The 16089-nt window shown below is 56.9% G+C and carries 17 protein-coding genes and 1 riboswitch; of the genes, 5 read left to right on the top strand and 12 right to left on the bottom strand.

Features of this window, described 5'->3' with window-relative positions; genetic code table 11:
* The first annotated feature begins 64 nt into the window (after positions 1 to 64).
* Positions 65 to 1696, top strand: a complete 1632-nt coding sequence (locus tag R0140_RS25610; RefSeq protein WP_008807325.1) for a Na/Pi cotransporter family protein — start codon at positions 65 to 67, stop codon at positions 1694 to 1696.
* Between the two features lie 87 nt (positions 1697 to 1783).
* On the opposite strand, the gene R0140_RS25605 is transcribed toward R0140_RS25610, so the two are convergent.
* The 8 genes from R0140_RS25605 to R0140_RS25570 form a co-directional block, all read right to left on the bottom strand.
* Positions 1784 to 2593: a shikimate 5-dehydrogenase gene (locus tag R0140_RS25605; protein ID WP_022065226.1), complete on the bottom strand. Its 810-nt coding sequence runs from the start codon at positions 2591 to 2593 to the stop codon at positions 1784 to 1786.
* Positions 2586 to 3818 (bottom strand): L-sorbose 1-phosphate reductase, encoded by a 1233-nt coding sequence (gene sorE / locus R0140_RS25600; protein WP_008807323.1) that lies wholly within the window; start codon positions 3816 to 3818, stop codon positions 2586 to 2588. The genes R0140_RS25605 and sorE overlap by 8 nt, the downstream gene beginning before the upstream one ends.
* A gap of 72 nt (positions 3819 to 3890) precedes the next feature.
* Positions 3891 to 4715 (bottom strand): PTS system mannose/fructose/sorbose family transporter subunit IID, encoded by an 825-nt coding sequence (locus tag R0140_RS25595; protein WP_002884590.1) that lies wholly within the window; start codon positions 4713 to 4715, stop codon positions 3891 to 3893.
* Between the two features lie 11 nt (positions 4716 to 4726).
* On the bottom strand, positions 4727 to 5527 hold the full coding sequence (locus R0140_RS25590; RefSeq protein WP_002884608.1) for a PTS mannose/fructose/sorbose transporter subunit IIC: 801 nt from the start codon (positions 5525 to 5527) through the stop codon (positions 4727 to 4729).
* A gap of 65 nt (positions 5528 to 5592) precedes the next feature.
* A complete protein-coding gene (locus R0140_RS25585) occupies positions 5593 to 6087 on the bottom strand; it encodes a mannose/fructose/sorbose PTS transporter subunit IIB (RefSeq protein ID WP_004151751.1) in 495 nt (164 codons plus the stop codon).
* Entirely contained in the window at positions 6087 to 6494 is a 408-nt protein-coding gene (locus R0140_RS25580) for a PTS sugar transporter subunit IIA (RefSeq protein ID WP_002884611.1), read from the bottom strand. The genes R0140_RS25585 and R0140_RS25580 overlap by 1 nt, the downstream gene beginning before the upstream one ends.
* Before the next feature lie 9 nt (positions 6495 to 6503).
* The gene (locus R0140_RS25575; RefSeq protein WP_002884614.1) at positions 6504 to 7307 is read right to left on the bottom strand and encodes an SDR family oxidoreductase; all 804 of its coding nucleotides are present in this window, start codon (positions 7305 to 7307) and stop codon (positions 6504 to 6506) included.
* Between the two features lie 70 nt (positions 7308 to 7377).
* On the bottom strand, positions 7378 to 8325 hold the full coding sequence (locus tag R0140_RS25570) for a sugar-binding transcriptional regulator (protein ID WP_002884616.1): 948 nt from the start codon (positions 8323 to 8325) through the stop codon (positions 7378 to 7380).
* 349 nt (positions 8326 to 8674) lie between these two features.
* Here R0140_RS25570 and rluF point away from each other — a divergent pair, with 349 nt between their 5' ends.
* Complete coding sequence (gene rluF, locus R0140_RS25565) at positions 8675 to 9550, top strand: 23S rRNA pseudouridine(2604) synthase RluF (RefSeq protein ID WP_008807321.1); 876 nt, start codon at positions 8675 to 8677, stop codon at positions 9548 to 9550.
* Here the strand turns inward: rluF and R0140_RS25560 are convergent.
* Positions 9547 to 9819 (bottom strand): YjbD family protein, encoded by a 273-nt coding sequence (locus R0140_RS25560; RefSeq protein ID WP_004177859.1) that lies wholly within the window; start codon positions 9817 to 9819, stop codon positions 9547 to 9549. The genes rluF and R0140_RS25560 overlap by 4 nt on opposite strands.
* A gap of 199 nt (positions 9820 to 10018) precedes the next feature.
* On the opposite strand from R0140_RS25560, the gene R0140_RS25555 reads away from it, so the two are divergent.
* Positions 10019 to 10375 carry a type II toxin-antitoxin system RelE/ParE family toxin gene (locus R0140_RS25555; RefSeq protein ID WP_008807320.1) on the top strand — a complete coding sequence of 119 codons (357 nt, stop codon included), beginning with the start codon at positions 10019 to 10021 and terminating at the stop codon, positions 10373 to 10375.
* Positions 10372 to 10710 (top strand): helix-turn-helix domain-containing protein, encoded by a 339-nt coding sequence (locus R0140_RS25550; protein WP_008807319.1) that lies wholly within the window; start codon positions 10372 to 10374, stop codon positions 10708 to 10710. The genes R0140_RS25555 and R0140_RS25550 overlap by 4 nt, the downstream gene beginning before the upstream one ends.
* Positions 10711 to 10746: 36 nt before the next feature.
* Here the strand turns inward: R0140_RS25550 and panS are convergent, their stop codons facing one another.
* Both panS and lysC read right to left on the bottom strand, forming a co-directional pair.
* Positions 10747 to 11676: a ketopantoate/pantoate/pantothenate transporter PanS gene (gene panS, locus R0140_RS25545; RefSeq protein ID WP_002884627.1), complete on the bottom strand. Its 930-nt coding sequence runs from the start codon at positions 11674 to 11676 to the stop codon at positions 10747 to 10749.
* Positions 11677 to 11815: 139 nt separating this feature from the next.
* Positions 11816 to 13165, bottom strand: a complete 1350-nt coding sequence (lysC, locus tag R0140_RS25540; protein ID WP_008807318.1) for a lysine-sensitive aspartokinase 3 — start codon at positions 13163 to 13165, stop codon at positions 11816 to 11818.
* Positions 13166 to 13344: 179 nt separating this feature from the next.
* Positions 13345 to 13580, bottom strand: a riboswitch (Lysine riboswitch).
* Positions 13581 to 13929: 349 nt separating this feature from the next.
* On the opposite strand from lysC, the gene pgi reads away from it, so the two are divergent.
* Positions 13930 to 15579, top strand: a complete 1650-nt coding sequence (gene pgi / locus R0140_RS25535; protein WP_080923773.1) for a glucose-6-phosphate isomerase — start codon at positions 13930 to 13932, stop codon at positions 15577 to 15579.
* Between the two features lie 47 nt (positions 15580 to 15626).
* Here the strand turns inward: pgi and R0140_RS25530 are convergent, their stop codons facing one another.
* Complete coding sequence (locus R0140_RS25530; protein ID WP_032701144.1) at positions 15627 to 16082, bottom strand: acyltransferase; 456 nt, start codon at positions 16080 to 16082, stop codon at positions 15627 to 15629.
* Positions 16083 to 16089: the final 7 nt, after the last annotated feature.

Here is a 16089-nt window from a genome sequence, read left to right as displayed (position 1 = left end):
CCCTTATACTGAGAGAGGTTCCTGATCTTCGGAAAACCTATAATGATAAGGAGAAGCTGATTCCGTGTTAACTCTGCTACACCTGTTGTCCGCGGTTGCTCTGCTGGTGTGGGGCACGCATATTGTGCGTACCGGGGTGATGCGCGTCTATGGCGCTCGCCTGCGTACCGTTCTCAGTAGCAGCGTAGAGAAAAAGCCGCTCGCCTTCTGCGCGGGTCTTGGCGTCACTGCGCTGGTGCAAAGCAGCAATGCCACCACCATGCTGGTGACCTCGTTTGTCGCCCAGGATCTGGTGGGCCTGACGCCAGCGCTGGTAATGGTGCTGGGGGCCGACGTCGGGACGGCGCTGATGGCGAGGGTGCTGACCTTCGACCTGTCGTGGCTATCGCCGCTACTCATTTTTATCGGGGTGATCTTCTTCCTTGGCCGCAAGCAAACCCGCGCCGGGCAGCTGGGGCGAGTGGGGATTGGTCTGGGGCTGATCCTGCTGGCCCTGGAGCTGATTGTGCAGGCCGTGAACCCCATCACCCAGGCCAACGGCGTGCAGGTGATTTTCGCCTCGCTGACCGGCGATATCATGCTGGATGCCTTAATTGGCGCCGTATTCGCGATCATCAGCTACTCCAGCCTGGCGGCGGTGCTGCTGACGGCGACGCTGACCGCGGCGGGAGCAATCTCCTTCCCGGTGGCGCTGTGCCTGGTAATTGGCGCCAACCTGGGCTCCGGGCTGTTGGCGATGCTCAACAACAGCGCGGCAAACGCGGCGGCGCGCCGCGTGGCGCTGGGTAGCCTGCTGTTTAAGCTGGTGGGGAGCCTGATTATTCTGCCATTCGTCCATCCGCTGGCCGCGGCGATGCACAAGCTGCCGTTGGCGGAGTCTGAGCTGGTTATCTACTTCCACGTCTTTTATAACCTGCTGCGCTGCATCGCGATGGTGCCCTTTGCCGGACCGATGGCGAAGCTGTGCCAGCGTATGATCCGCGATGAGCCCGAGCTGGATAACCAGCTGAAACCCAAGCATCTTGACCCGTCGGCGCTGGATACGCCAGCGCTGGCGCTGGCCAATGCCGCGCGCGAGACGCTGCGCATTGGAGATGCGATGGAGCAGATGCTGGGGAGCCTGCATAAAGTGATGCATGGCGAACCGCGTCAGGAGAAAGAGCTACGTCGTATGGCGGACGATATCAACGTGCTCTACACCGCCATTAAGCTCTATCTGGCGCGAATGCCAAAGGATGAGCTGGCGGAGGAGGAGTCCCGGCGCTGGGCGGAAATCATTGAGATGTCGCTAAACCTCGAGCAGGCGTCCGATATCGTCGAGCGGATGGGCAGCGAGATCGCCGATAAATCGCTGGCGGCGCGGCGCGCCTTCTCGGTGGAAGGGTTAAAGGAGCTGGATGCGCTGTACGATCTGCTGCTCAGCAATCTGCAGCTGGCGATGTCGGTCTTCTTCTCCAGCGATGTACCCAGCGCCCGCCGTCTGCGGCGCAGCAAACACCGGTTCCGCATTCTTAACCGCCGTTACTCGCATGCGCACGTTGACCGTCTGCATCAGCAGAACGTGCAGAGTATCGAAACCAGTACGTTGCACCTGGCGCTGCTGGGGGATATGAAGCGTCTGAACAGCCTGTTCTGCTCGGTGGCCTACAGCGTGATGGAGCAGCCGGATGAAGACGACGAACGAGATGACTACTGAGACGGATTATTTTTCCGTTTATGTCGCTTCTTTTCTGGCGAGGTAGCCCTCCCGGGACGTGGCTGACGCCTTCCCGGGAGGGACATCCTAGCTTCTGGCAAACGCCGAGGCCTCTGCCACCAGCGCGCTATCCGGCCGTACGCCGGTATAAAGGGCAAACTGCTCGACGGCTTGCAGGGCAATAACTTCCGCACCGCTGATGGTTTGCTTACCCCGTTGTTGCGCCAGGCGGATCAGCGGAGTTTCCGCCGGCAACGCGACCACGTCAAACACGACGCTGGCCTGGGCCACCATGGCCTCGCTGAACGCCAGCGTGTTGCTTTCCGCTCCCCCCGCCATGCCCAGCGGTGTGACATTGACCAGAATCTCGGCTGCGATCCCTTCGGGCAGGGGCTGCCACTGAAAGCCATACTGTTTTGCCAGCGCCAGGCCGCGCTGGCGATTGCGGGCCGCAATGATCACGTCGCGGAAACCGGCATCACGGAAGGCGGCAATGACGGCTTTCCCCATGCCGCCGCTACCCTGAATCATCACTCTGGCGTTGGTATCGAGCCGATGGCTGGCGATCAGGCTTTTGACCGCGATGTAATCGGTGTTCAGCCCGGTTAACTTCCCGTCGTCATTGACGATGGTGTTGACGGAGTCGATGACTTTTGCTGACGGGTCGACCGCGTCAAGAAACGGTATGCAGCTCTCTTTAAACGGCATGGAGACCGCACAGCCGCGGATACCCAATGCGCGAACCCCTTTTACCGCCGCCTCAATATCCGTTGTCGTAAAGGCTTTGTAGAGGTAGTTCAACCCCAGCTTGTCATACAGATAGTTATGAAAGCGGGTGCCGAAGTTGCCGGGGCGACCCGCCAGAGAGATGCACAACAGCGTATCGCGGTTAATCATGCGTAATATCCTCCGCGTGGGCCAGCAGATACGCTTCAGCCTCCTGGGACCAGATCCCATGGTGACGCGCCACAATCGCTGCCAGTTCGGGATCGGCGATCTCGCCCAGCGGCGTGAGCGGGAAGGCTTTTCCGGTATACACCAGCTTTTTTCCCCCGCCGACGGCAGGCAGATCGAGGGTGGTTTCGCCCGCGGCGTTCAGGCCGAGAATATGGGTGACCACTTTCGCCGTCTGGACCTTTTTCGCCTGCATCAGCGCCACCGCGGCGCGCATATCGTCAGTATTGCCGCCGGAGGTGCCGACGTAGTGGGTAAAGGCGTAGTGCACGTCGTAGAAGTTGATCGGGGCGCTGAATTGCTTATCCTGGGGGCCAGCAAAGAAATTCAGGCAGCCGTCCGGAGCCAGCAACGAGGAGGCCAGGGTGATCAGCTGTTCGTTTGGCACAAACACGAAGATATCGTCGAAGCCATGGCCGCCGCTGAGCGCCAGCAGCGTATCGCGACTGGCCTCATGGCCGTCGAGGTAGTGGATCAGCGTCTGCGGCTCAGAGGGGTAATGACGGCGGGCGTAGCTGAGCTTCGGCTTATTGGTATCGGTCACTACCAGTAGTGAAGGATTGATGGGGCCGTGCAGCGCATAGTCGATAGCCAGCAGCCCCATCGGCCCCGTCCCGCCCAGGATCAGAGTGCGTCCCTGAGGACGGATCCCCATCACGTGGTTGTAACTCCCCTCCTGCAGATGATAATTGGCGTTGAAAGCGCCAATGACGCAGGAGAGCGGCTCCACCAGCGATCCTTCAAACCAGGTATCCCCCTCCCAGGTGAGCAGGCAATCCTGCGCCATCACCTCATTGGGGATCACCACATGGGTGGCTTCGCCACCGATCCATGGGAATGAGTAGCCGGGGCAGTCGGGTCGGTCGGGCAACTGCAGGTTGGCCTGGATCACGTAGCGCTGCCCTGGCTGAAACTTATGCTGCCACTTTTTACCGACGGCAAGGATTTCGCCGCAGAATTCATGACCGATAATAATAGGCCTGGTGGCCACATCATCTGGCACCTTTTTATGATCGGCACCCTGATTGGCCTCTTTCCATGAAGAAAGGCACAGGCTGTCAGTGACCACCCGGGCGAGGATCTCATCGTCCTGCATCGCCGGGAGGGTAAAGGTTTCCAGGCGCAGGTCACGTTTGCCATACAGGCGCAGGGCCGTTGTTGTTTGCATAAACCACCTCATCCCCTTCATCTTTCGGGGCTATGTTGTTGACGTCACCCCGGCATCGCCGGGGCGGAATAATCAGGACAGAAAGCCGAGGGCGTTGCCGATAATGCCTAAGCCGAAAAGGGCGAAAATCAGCCAGACCGGATTCACTTTCTTGTTCAGCAGACGCACCATCAGTAGCGTCAGGCCCAGCGCCAGCAGGCCGGGGCAGAGCTGATCGAGGATGTTCTGGACGGTCATCGTGACGGTGGCGCCGTCTGCACCGGGCGTTTGGGACACCACCAGCGGCACATTGATGGTGGTCCATTTGGTCACCAGCACCCCCATGACAAACAGGCCGAGAATGGAGGCGCCTTCGGTCAGCTTCTGCAGCAGATTGCCGCCCATATCGCTGACGATATTGACCCCTTTACGGAAGCCCAGTTGCAGGCCGTACCACTTCATTGCCAGCCGCACCGCATTGAAAATAAAGAAAAATAACAAAGGTCCCAGAATGTTGCCGGAGAGGGCCAGCGAGGCGCCAAGGGCCGCGGTAATTGGCCGCAGCGTGCCCCAGACCAGCGGGTCGCCGACGCCGGCCAGCGGGCCCATCAGACCCACTTTGATGCCGTTGATAGCGCCATCGTCAATGGCCGCGCCGTTAGCCCGGGCCTCCTCCATGGCGGCGGTGACGCCGATCACCGGGCCACACACCGCCGGCGTGGTATTAAAGAACACCAGATGACGCTTCAGCGCCGCGACCTGATCGGCTTTGAGCGGATACAGGCGTTTGATCGCCGGGATCATGTCGTAGCAAAATCCCAGGCCATGAATACGTTCGAAGTTAAAGGAGGCCTGCTGGAGGTTGGAGCGAAGAAACATGCTCACCAGGTCGCCTTGCGTGATTTTTTTCTGTTCCATTTTCGGCTCCGTTAGTCGTCAAGCTGGTCAAGGGCGGGTGCAGAGGGGGCGGTGGAGGCGGCGGGTTCAGCCTTACGCCACTGCGGATTGAGCTGGATGTAGATCAGCGCGATGATGACGCCCACGCCGCCGAAGGCCAGCAGGCTGAAGTCGAGATAACCCCCGGCGAGAAAACCGAGGAAAAAGAAGGGCATCAGGTACTTCACGCCCATCATTCGCAGCACCATCGCGTAGCCCACGACGACAATGAAACCACCGGCAATCTGCAGGCCGCGGGTGACGAATTCCGGGATCGCGCTGAGCATACTGCTGACCATATCCGCGCTAACGAACAGCGAGACCACCAGCGCCGGGATTGCCACGCGCAGTGCCTGCACCCCCAGCGCGGAGACATGCAGCAGGTCGATGGTGCGAAAGCGCGCCTCCTCGGCCGCTTTGTCCGCGGCGTGCTGGAACACCACGGTAATGGTTCGGGCGAAAACGGTCAGCACCTGCCCGGCGGCGGCCACCGGCAGAGCAATGGCAATGCCGGTGGCAATGCTCTGGTGGCCCACAATTACCAGAATGGCGGAGATAATGCTGGCCAGCGCCGAATCTGGTGACTGCGCTGCCCCCACGTTCATCCAGCCGAGGGCGATCAGCTCCAGCGTACCGCCGAGCATAACCCCGGTTTTTAAATCACCCAGGATGAGGCCAATCACGGTACAGGCGATAAGGGGCCGATGGGTCTGAAATTCATCCAGCACGCTGCCCATTCCGGCAATACAGGAAAAAATAAATATGGCTATTATCTGTAGGGTACTAATTTCCATAATTTATGACCTTTAAGGTGTGAGTCATCCTGCCTGCTACGGCATATCACAACAGGCGCTATTTTTTATTCGCAGAAAGCTGTTTCGTTAATTTTGTCGAGAATATTGACTGACGGATCTGATGCGACCACGCGTAAATCGAGTTTTACGCCCAGTTTATCGAGTTCACGGAATGCCTGAATATCCTGCGGATCCAAAGAAACGGCTTTGGTTAGCTGTTTTTTACCGGGTCGCCAGGCCATGCCACCAATATTTAACGTGGCGATCTGCACGCCCTGGCGCACCATCGTTAAAACATCGTGTGGATTGGTAAATAAATAAAAGACGGTCTCGTCCTGATATTGCGGGTTATGATAGACCGCAACCGCTTTTTCCAGACTGACAACGTTTACCTTCATGCCTGGCGGAGCCGCCTGGCGCAACAGGGTCCGGCGAACCTCATCGTTAAATACATCGTCATTGCAGATAATTATCCGCTGGGCGTTGGCGACTTTTGACCACACGGTGGTGACCTGGCCATGAATCAGTCGGTCATCAATACGGGCGAGGGTAATTTGCATCAGAACTCCTCCTCAACGGTTTCTGGCTGCTGCCAGACCACACAGCACTGACTGGCGATGGCCTGCAGATGCTGGCATAAGTCATCGGCGCTCAGGGTATGCTGGTTATCCACCAGCTCGAGCGCCAGCGGCAGCGACAGGCCGCTAATCACCCGGATCTGCGGGTGACGCATTGCCAGCCCAGCTGCGGCATTCCATGGGCTTCCGCACTGCAAATCTACCGCGATTACCCACTCCTCATCGGTGTGGGCGCTTACTAACTTTTCCAGGTTAATGGCGATATCCGCCGCGTTTTCGCCGGGGACAAACGCGACGGCGCTGACGTTAACCTCGCCGTAGACCATGCATACCGAATCAAGCATGGCCCCGGCCAGCTGGCCGTGGGCGCAGAAGATAGCGTGAACCATACTGCCTCCTTAACCGCGCGTTTTTCCGCCGGCAATGTTAGTGGTGACTCCGGTGATGTAGCTGGCGCGCGCTGACAAGAGATAGCAAACAAAATCAGCCACTTCCGAGAGCTTTCCTGCCCGCCCGATGGGAATGGCGTTTTTGGTATATCCCTCGCGAAGTTGCTCGACGGTGATATTGCGCGTCCAGGCCAGCGCCTCTTCATATTCCGGTGTCCGCAGACCGGTTTTTTCGAGGATCCCCGGCGCAACGCCGACCACGCGGATCCCATATTTACCCAATTCTTTGGACCAGGAGCGGGTAAAGCTGTTGAGCGCGGCCTTGGTCGCGGCGTAGCAGCTTTGACCTTCAGAGCCTTCCAGGCCGCTCTCCGAAGAGACATTGACAATCACACCGGCGCGCTGTTTGACCATTTGACGCGCCACCGCCTGCGACATGAAAAACACCCCTTTCTGGTTGATATTGACCATTTTTTCAAAAGCGGCTTCGTTTAATTCATAGCGGCCGGCCGGTGCTTTTTCGTCGACTAATAAACGCGGGAAATTCACGCCAGCGTTATTGACCAAACCATCAATACGCGACCAGCGCTGAATAATGGCATCGATAGTCTGTTGCACCTCTGTCGCGCTGGAAATATCCGTCGGCCAGAAGTGATAATTATCGCCATTGTGATGACGATCGCCGCCATGAATATCAATCATCTGGACATGAGCACCTTGTGATAATAATTCATCGACAATGGCCAGCCCAATTCCCGAGGCGCCGCCGGTCACGATAATGACGTTATCTTTTAAATTTAACCAGGTATTCATTATTCACTCCCATTTCTTTAGATAAAGGGATCCCCCGCAGCGGGTGCTGCGTGAAATCATATCCTGTGTGTTATTTCAGTAATAACTCAGCCGTTTCTCTGTTTGTCACCAGACAATTAATATAGCGTCCGTGCAATGCGCCAAGAATGCCAGAGTATTTCTCTTCCCCCATGGCGATGCCGATGGAATAGCGAGCCTGGCGCAGCTTCGCCATTTCGATCGACAGGGTTTTTTCGCTCATATTGGTATCGACTAACCCGCCGTTAATATCGTAGAAACGCGAACAGATATCCCCGGCGACGTGGCGGGCGTTGAGATCGTCGCTCTCTTCGCTGCCGTAGAAGGCGTGCCAGTTTGCGCCGTCGCGAATGGCCGGTGAACCAATACCCACCAGCGCCACATCCAGGCTGTCCCAGTAGGATGAGATGGTTTTAAAGTGCTGGGACTGCATGATGCCGTTGCGGATCAGCGGGTTATCCAGCAGGGCTGGAAAATCGGCAAGGTGGGATTCCGCTTTCAGTCTGGCTGCCGCGCCGTAGGTTAAGGTGTTCACATGGTAGCGGCTCTCCAGTTTACCGGAAGGTCCACCGATGATGGGGACGCAGATCACCTGGCGTGACTGGCTGGCCTGCGGCAGGTTCTCCACCAGCGAACGCACGGCGCGGCCCCATGAAAAACCGATGATATCGCCTGGCTCCAGCAACCGATCGACAAGCAGGGCGCCATGCTGGCCCATCGCACTCAGCTGTTCTTCTTCCAGCAGCCCATCGCTGCTGGCAACCACCGCCTCTTTCAGGCCAAATTTTTGCTTGAGCTGTTGCTCGAGCCACAGGTTTTCATTGTAGTCATAGTTGATGGCGATGGTAACAATGCCCTGCTCGCGGCCGCGCTTCAGCAGGCGACTGATGGTGGTGCGATAGATCCCCAGCTCGCGAGCGATTTGCGCCTGAGTCATATCCTGCTCGTAATAGAGCTGGGCGATTTTGACAATCAACCGGATATCATCGCTGTTTTCCATGGTCATCTGCAGGCTCCTGCACATTTGTGCAAATCGCGGGTTTGTGCTGTTGATCTGATATAACCCTATTAGAGCCACCGTTTAAAGCGATTTTCTTTTATTTCATCACCCTAATCTGGCGAATAATCTTGCACATTTGCGTTATCAATAGCGGGTTGTTGGCACCTTTGTGCATTGCACGCTAAATCGCTGATTCTGTGATATTTCATCATGCAAAGTTGCCAGGCGTTGAGCGGGACACTTTTGTGAAAAAAGGCGTAGTCGATCACACCTTGCGCCGGAGGGCGCAAAGGCACATCTTTTTTCTCGCCCACAAGGTAGGGTATATTTCGCTTTTACAGGAGAATCTATGCTGCCCGACTCATCAACCCGATTAAATAAATACATCAGCGAAAGCGGCATCTGCTCGCGTCGCGAAGCGGACCGCTTTATTGAACAAGGCAACGTCTTTATTAATGGCAAGCGCGCCACCATTGGCGATCAGGTGAAGCCTGGTGACCTGGTCAAAGTGAACGGACGGTTGATTGAGCCGCGTGAAGCGGATGATCTGGTGCTGATTGCGCTGAATAAGCCGGTCGGTATTGTGAGCACCACCGAAGATGGCGAACGCGACAATATTGTCGACTTCGTCAACCACAGCAAGCGTATCTTCCCTATTGGCCGTCTGGATAAAGATTCTCAGGGGCTGATCTTCCTCACCAACCACGGTGATCTGGTGAACAAGATCCTGCGTGCCGGCAACGACCATGAAAAAGAGTATCTGGTGACGGTCGATAAGCCAGTGACCGATGAGTTCATTCGCGGGATGGGCGCGGGGGTGCCGATTCTCGGGACGGTGACGAAAAAATGTAAAGTGAAGAAAGAGGCGCCGTTCGTTTTCCGCATCACTCTGGTGCAGGGGCTGAATCGCCAGATCCGTCGTATGTGCGAGCACTTTGGCTATGAAGTGACGAAGCTTGAGCGTACGCGGATTATGAACGTGAGCCTGACGGGGATCCCCTTGGGGGAATGGCGTGATCTAACCGATGACGAGTTGATCGACCTGTTCAAGCTGATTGAAAACTCCTCTTCCGAAGCGAAGCCGAAAGCCAGGCCGAAGGCCAAAGCGGCGACTCCCGGCATCAAGCGCCCGGTGGTGAAGATGGAAAATAGCAACGATAAGGGCCGCCCGGCTGCTAACGGGAAACGTTTCACCCAGCCGGGACGTAAAAAGAAAGGGCGTTAACGCCTGCCGCGGGTCGGCGTATTCGCCGACCAGGAAAAGGTCGCTTCCTTATCCGTTTTATAAGCCTGCTGTTTTTTCACCTGGCGGGCTTTCTTCGCTTCCGCTTCACGCTGCGCCATCAGCTTATCGATATATTCCTTTTTCACGCTGTTCGTTTCCGCATTGCTCAGCGGGCGGCCATGCGCAATGCGCGCGCGGTCAAGCAGCGTTTTCAATTCGCGCTGTTCGCGCTCGGTCATCTCTTTTTGTGTAATACGGGGGAGTGCCATGGTGGTGCCCTCAGTCAGACCAGAGCACCCAGTGTACGGCAATCAGCGCAAAATAGAACGCATCCGGAAAGCGCCTCGCAGAATATTTCCCTCGTTCGTGACCAGTGAGCGGGTCTGGCTTAGGGTAATGGCACGTCTACCGTCCAATGACGACAAATTTTGGGTGGGTGATGTATAAAATTTTATACAAGGATGTGATATGCTCAATCAGCAACAGAGATTAAGGCGTATCGTCTGGATGGGCTCTTCCTTTGACGATCTGCGCCAGTTTCCTGAGGACGTCCGCAGAGATGCCGGATTCCAGCTTTATCGTTTACAGTCGGGTTTAGAGGCTGCGGACTGGAAAGCGATGCCTCAACTGGGGCGGGGCGTTGAAGAAATCCGCCTGCGCCACTTTTCCGGTGCATATCGGGTAATTTATCTGGCCCGTTTTGCAGAGGCGATATATGTCCTGCACTGTTTTAACAAAAAGACGCGGCGTACCGCCGAACACGAAAAACAGATTGTCAGAAACCGTTTGCAGGTAATACAGCAGGAACACAGGAGTCATAAATGAATCGTAAGAGGGTGGATGGTATTCGTCATGTGACCTCTGAAGAGAGCAATATATTCAGTGAACTGGGCTTTGATGATGCTGACGCAGAGCAGCTTCGGGGACAAGCGGAAAAAGAAGTTGAGCAGTTGATGGCGCTTAAACGACAGTTAATGCAGGAAATCGCTGAGTGGATAGATGAACATCAATTGAAGCAGGCCGATGCTGCCGCGAAGTTGAGCATTTCGCGCCCGCGTATTTCAGATGTGGTCAATCAGAAAACCAGTAAGTTTACCCTGGATGCGTTAGTCATGATGTTAATGAAGTTAGGTAAACCAGTACGTTTGCAGATTGGATAACGCACACGCCCGGGCCTGCGCCCGGACGTATCACGCTCAGCGCTTGTCGGCTTTTTTGGCGATAGGCTTTCCTGACCAGTACCCGGCCAGCAGCGAACCGGACAGGTTATGCCAGACGGAGAACAGCGCGCCTGGCAGCGCCGCCAGCGGGCCGAAGTAAATTTTACCCAGCGCGGCCGCCAGGCCAGAGTTCTGCATCCCCACCTCGATCGCCAGCGTACGGCAGGTGGATTCATCAAAACCAAACAGACGTCCGCCCCAGTAGCCGCCAAGCAGGCCAATGGTGTTATGCAGGATCACCGCGATAATCACCACCAGGCCGACGGAGGCGATATGGGCGGCGGAACCCGCCACCACCGCGCTGATGATCGCCAGTATGCATACCATCGAGAAGGCGGGCAGGAACGGCTCTACCGCTTTCACCACCTTCGGCAGCAGATGATGGACAATCAGTCCCAGCGCGATGGGGATGACCACAATCTGCAGAATGCTGAGCAACATGCCCATGACGTCGACCTGAATATGCGCGTCGACGTACAGACGGGTGAGCAGCGGTGTCGCCACGACGCCGACGAGGGTGGAGACCGAGGAGATGGTCACCGACAGCGCCACATCCCCTTTGGCAAGAAAGATCATCACGTTGGAGGCAGTCCCGCTGGCGACGCTGCCGACCAGCACCATCCCGGCGGAAAGCTCCGGCGGCATATGAAACAGCAGCGCCAGCAGCCAGGCGGCGAGCGGCATCACCAGATAATGGAGAAAGATCCCTGCAGCGACCGGCGCCGGGCGCGACAGGACGCGTTTGAAATCCTCCAGCTTCAGATGCACACCCATACCGAACATGATCAGCATCAGCAGGGTGGTGACCCATGGGCCAATTGGGGTGAAGGTGGTGGGAGTGTAATAGGCCAGAACGGAGAGCAGCAGTGCCCATAATGGGAACAGCCGCGTCAGAGTTGCGAGCATGTTGTGTTCCTTGCGATACGCGAACCGGGCCGCGCCATCCCGATGGGGCGGCGAGCAGGTCCGCTGGTTGTGTTGATGTTGTTATAAAAAAGCCGGGTTCGAGCCCGGCTATAGGTATTGTTTATCGTGCTAAGAAATTTTATTCAAACAAATTATGATGCAGCTTCTGCACCACCTTCTCCGCATCGGCGCCAGGCACCAGGAAGCAGAGGTTATGGCTGGAGGCGCCATAGCAAATCATGCGGATATTAAACGGCTCGAGGACGCCAAAGACCTCTTTGCCGACGCCGCAGGCTTTCGACAGCTCATTGCCAATCAGGGCCACCAGCGCCAGGTCTTCCTCCACTTCCACGCGACACAGCGAGGAGAGCTCGGTCAGCAGCGCCTGGGTCAGCAGGGTATCGCCCGCAGAGGTCGAGCCGGTGGTGTCCATGGTCAGGGCCACGCTCACTTCGGAGGTGGTGATCAAATCGACGGAGATATTATGGCGCGCCAGAATGCCGAATACCTCGGCGAGGAAGCCGCGGGAGTGCAGCATATTCAGGCTGTGCAGCGTCAGCAGCGTCTGGCGGCGACGCAGCGCCAGCGCGCGGAATAGCGGCGGGTTCTCGGTGGTTTTACACACCAGCGTACCGCCCGCTTTAGGCTCTTTACTCGAGCCGACAAACACCGGAATATCGCTGCGCACGGCAGGCAGCAGGGTCGCCGGGTGCAGCACTTTGGCGCCAAAGGTGGCCATTTCCGCTGCCTCTTCAAAGGCGATGACGTCGATGCGTTTCGCCGCCGGCGCCACGCGCGGATCGGTCGTATAGATCCCGGGCACATCGGTCCAGATATCGACGCGGGTGGCATTCAGCGCTTCGCCGAGCAGAGCGGCGGTATAATCGCTGCCGCCGCGGCCGAGGGTGGTGGTGCGGCCTTTCGCTTCGCTGCCGATAAAGCCCTGCGTCACCACCAGGCCTTCCGCCAGGCGCGGCGCCAGCTGCTGCTGGGTCAGTTCGGCGACGGCGGCGATGTCCGGTTCGGCGCGGCCAAAGCGATCGTTAGTGCGCAGCACTTTACGGGCGTCAAACCACTGCGCCTGAATACCGCGTTCACGCAGAATTTCCACAAACAGCAGGGTGGACATCAGTTCGCCATGGCTGACCAGTTCGTCGGTCAGGGCGGTCGAGGAGGCGAGCGCGGCGGCTTCCGCCAGCGTCGTGATATTTTCCAGCAGGCGCTCAATCTCTTCGCGGATCACGTTGGGATAGCGCAAACGCTCCAGAATATTGAACTGGATCTGGCGCAGAGCATCCAGCTGGGAAAAACGTTCGGTGGGTTCCAGCCCTCCCGCTAAGGCCACCAGAATGTTGGTCACGCCGGCAGAGGCGGAGAGCACAACAATACGGGTATTGGCATCGAGCAGCGCCACATCGATGCTGCGGTTCATAGCGTCAAAATCGGCAACGCTGGTGCCGCCAAATTTGGCGACGACTAGATCTGTCATAACAACCTCGTGTCAGGGGGCCTGACTTATTAAAACGATTCCTGAACACCGATCGTGGCAGGGGCTGGACGCCGCCGGATCGCAACAAAATGTCTTAATAAGCCAGGCCAAATTATTCAGCCATGGCACAAGGGAAGAGCGATAAACAGGGTGGCGCAGAGTGATAAACAACTACGATGTCACCCAGAAGTGCTCCACCTTGTAGACCCGACTCACCGCTCTGGGCGCTGAGGTGTTCGGGTATGAAACGCCCGACTGCGAACGTTTCTGGTGACAACCCAGGGGATTCAGCCCCTGTGGCCGGTGAGGAGCGTGACCAGACGCTCTTTCACCTCGGCGTTGCTCCCCCTCACGTATTTTCCCCGGACTGGTTCCTCCAATACGGTTACCTGGGCAACGCACCTCTTCTGGCAATTACCGACGTCTTTCACCTGGCCGGGGGAACAGGGACATTATATCCCCCGCGAATACCCTTTCGCTGTAGCGTGAAATGCGCGAGCAATAGATACCTACCAATACGTAAGCACTGCGGATATATAAAGGCTTAACACCAGCTATGTCAACGCTGCGGTTATGCGGATTTTTCATGCCCCTGCGGCTAACAGAAAAAAGCCTTATGATAGCTATACTAATGGGGCTTTTTACTCCGTTTTGACCCGATTCCTGACCGGCGTCAGGGACAAGTCACAAAAATCATCACAATTTTCCGTCACCGGCGCTACAATCGACCGAAGTCACAATCTCAAATCAGAAGAGTATTGCTAATGAAAAACATCAACCCAACGCAGACCTCTGCCTGGCAGGCATTACAGAAACACTTCGACGAAATGAAAGATGTCACTATCAGCGAGCTGTTCGCCAAAGATAGCGACCGTTTTTCTAAGTTTTCCGCGACGTTCGACGATCTGATGCTGGTGGACTTCTCCAAAAACCGCATCACCGAAGAGACGCTGGCTAAACTGCAGGATCTGGCGAAAGAGACCGATCTGGCAGGCGCCATTAAATCGATGTTCTCCGGCGAAAAGATCAACCGTACCGAAGACCGTGCGGTACTGCACGTCGCGCTGCGCAACCGCAGCAATACGCCGATTGTGGTTGATGGCAAAGATGTGATGCCGGAAGTGAACGCTGTGCTGGAGAAGATGAAAACCTTCTCAGAAGCGATTATCTCCGGTAGCTGGAAAGGCTATACCGGCAAATCGATCACCGACGTGGTCAACATTGGTATCGGCGGTTCCGACCTCGGTCCGTTCATGGTCACCGAAGCGCTGCGTCCGTACAAAAACCACCTCAACATGCACTTTGTCTCCAACGTCGATGGCACCCACATCGCCGAAGTGCTGAAGAACGTGGATCCGGAAACGACCCTGTTCCTGGTGGCGTCCAAGACCTTCACCACCCAGGAGACCATGACCAACGCCCACAGCGCGCGCGACTGGTTCCTGGCGACCGCGGGCGACGACAAGCACGTGGCTAAACACTTCGCCGCGCTCTCTACCAACGCGAAAGCAGTTGGCGAGTTCGGCATCGACACCGCCAACATGTTCGAATTCTGGGACTGGGTTGGCGGCCGCTACTCCCTGTGGTCGGCGATTGGCCTGTCCATCATTCTCTCCGTGGGCTTCGACAACTTCGTTGAGCTGCTGTCCGGCGCGCATGCGATGGATAAACACTTCTCCACCACCCCGGCGGAGAAAAACCTGCCGGTGCTGCTGGCGCTGATCGGTATCTGGTACAACAACTTCTTCGGAGCAGAAACCGAAGCGATTCTGCCGTACGACCAGTATATGCACCGTTTTGCCGCCTACTTCCAGCAGGGCAACATGGAGTCCAACGGTAAGTATGTTGACCGTAACGGCCACGCGGTAGACTACCAGACTGGCCCGATTATCTGGGGTGAGCCGGGCACCAACGGTCAGCACGCGTTCTACCAGCTGATCCACCAGGGCACCAAAATGGTACCGTGCGATTTCATCGCCCCAGCTATCACCCACAACCCGCTGTCCGACCATCATCCGAAGCTGCTGTCCAACTTCTTCGCTCAGACCGAGGCCCTGGCTTTCGGTAAATCCCGTGAAGTGGTCGAGCAGGAATACCGCGATCAGGGTAAAGATCCGGCGACCCTGGAGCACGTGGTGCCGTTCAAAGTGTTTGAAGGCAACCGTCCGACGAACTCCATCCTGCTGCGTGAAATCACCCCGTTCAGCCTGGGGGCGTTGATTGCCCTGTATGAACACAAGATCTTCACCCAGGGGGCGATCCTCAACATCTTCACCTTCGACCAGTGGGGCGTTGAACTGGGCAAACAGCTGGCTAACCGCATCCTGCCGGAGCTGAAAGACGGCAGCGAAGTTAGCAGCCACGACAGCTCGACTAACGGCCTGATTAACCGTTATAAAGCCTGGCGCGCATAATCTTGCGCAGCTAAGACGCAATGCCGACCCTTAGGTCGGCATTTTTTTTACAGCCGCCGCAGCAGCCTCGCCGGATTCCCCGCCCACACCCCTTTCTCGGTAATGGACTTCGTCACCACGCTGCCCGCGCCTATCACCACCCCATCGCAGATGCTGACGGCCAGAATCGTGGCGCCGCTGCCGATCGACACGTCATCGCCAATCTCAATTCGCCCCCAGCTGGCGCGGTCGGCATTCGGTTTGCCGTCGCGAAACAGGTCGTTGGCAAACATCACGCCGTGACCGATAAAGCAGCGCTGGCCAATGGTGACGTACTCGCAGATAAAAGTATGGGACTGAATTTTACTGTTCGCGCCAATGCGGGTATTGCCCTGGATCTCAACGAACGGCCCGACGAAGACGTTATCGCCAAGGACACAGTCGTACAGGTTGGCGGGCTGGTAGATCACCACGTTCTCACCGCTGGTGACGTTGCGGATCGCCGTTTCCCGAAGGGTATGCATAGTGCCT

The sequence above is a fragment of the Klebsiella sp. w6 genome (genome assembly GCF_033100215.1).
GTDB lineage: Bacteria > Pseudomonadota > Gammaproteobacteria > Enterobacterales > Enterobacteriaceae > Klebsiella > Klebsiella variicola.
This window is presented reverse-complemented; position numbering and strand designations above follow the sequence as displayed.

What these genes read in the sequence shown, in the direction of transcription:
- rluF (WP_008807321.1), top strand. Translation starts at nt 8,675, where the DNA reads ATGCTGCCCGACTCATCAACCCGATTAAATAAATACATCAGCGAAAGC.
- R0140_RS25580 (WP_002884611.1), bottom strand. Translation starts at nt 6,494, where the DNA reads ATGGTTCACGCTATCTTCTGCGCCCACGGCCAGCTGGCCGGGGCCATG.
- panS (WP_002884627.1), bottom strand. Translation starts at nt 11,676, where the DNA reads ATGCTCGCAACTCTGACGCGGCTGTTCCCATTATGGGCACTGCTGCTC.
- R0140_RS25605 (WP_022065226.1), bottom strand. Translation starts at nt 2,593, where the DNA reads ATGATTAACCGCGATACGCTGTTGTGCATCTCTCTGGCGGGTCGCCCC.
- R0140_RS25595 (WP_002884590.1), bottom strand. Translation starts at nt 4,715, where the DNA reads ATGGAACAGAAAAAAATCACGCAAGGCGACCTGGTGAGCATGTTTCTT.
- R0140_RS25570 (WP_002884616.1), bottom strand. Translation starts at nt 8,325, where the DNA reads ATGGAAAACAGCGATGATATCCGGTTGATTGTCAAAATCGCCCAGCTC.
- R0140_RS25530 (WP_032701144.1), bottom strand. Translation starts at nt 16,082, where the DNA reads ATGCATACCCTTCGGGAAACGGCGATCCGCAACGTCACCAGCGGTGAG.
- R0140_RS25560 (WP_004177859.1), bottom strand. Translation starts at nt 9,819, where the DNA reads ATGGCACTCCCCCGTATTACACAAAAAGAGATGACCGAGCGCGAACAG.
- pgi (WP_080923773.1), top strand. Translation starts at nt 13,930, where the DNA reads ATGAAAAACATCAACCCAACGCAGACCTCTGCCTGGCAGGCATTACAG.
- R0140_RS25575 (WP_002884614.1), bottom strand. Translation starts at nt 7,307, where the DNA reads ATGAATACCTGGTTAAATTTAAAAGATAACGTCATTATCGTGACCGGC.
- R0140_RS25590 (WP_002884608.1), bottom strand. Translation starts at nt 5,527, where the DNA reads ATGGAAATTAGTACCCTACAGATAATAGCCATATTTATTTTTTCCTGT.
- R0140_RS25555 (WP_008807320.1), top strand. Translation starts at nt 10,019, where the DNA reads ATGCTCAATCAGCAACAGAGATTAAGGCGTATCGTCTGGATGGGCTCT.
- R0140_RS25550 (WP_008807319.1), top strand. Translation starts at nt 10,372, where the DNA reads ATGAATCGTAAGAGGGTGGATGGTATTCGTCATGTGACCTCTGAAGAG.
- lysC (WP_008807318.1), bottom strand. Translation starts at nt 13,165, where the DNA reads ATGACAGATCTAGTCGTCGCCAAATTTGGCGGCACCAGCGTTGCCGAT.
- R0140_RS25585 (WP_004151751.1), bottom strand. Translation starts at nt 6,087, where the DNA reads ATGCAAATTACCCTCGCCCGTATTGATGACCGACTGATTCATGGCCAG.
- sorE (WP_008807323.1), bottom strand. Translation starts at nt 3,818, where the DNA reads ATGCAAACAACAACGGCCCTGCGCCTGTATGGCAAACGTGACCTGCGC.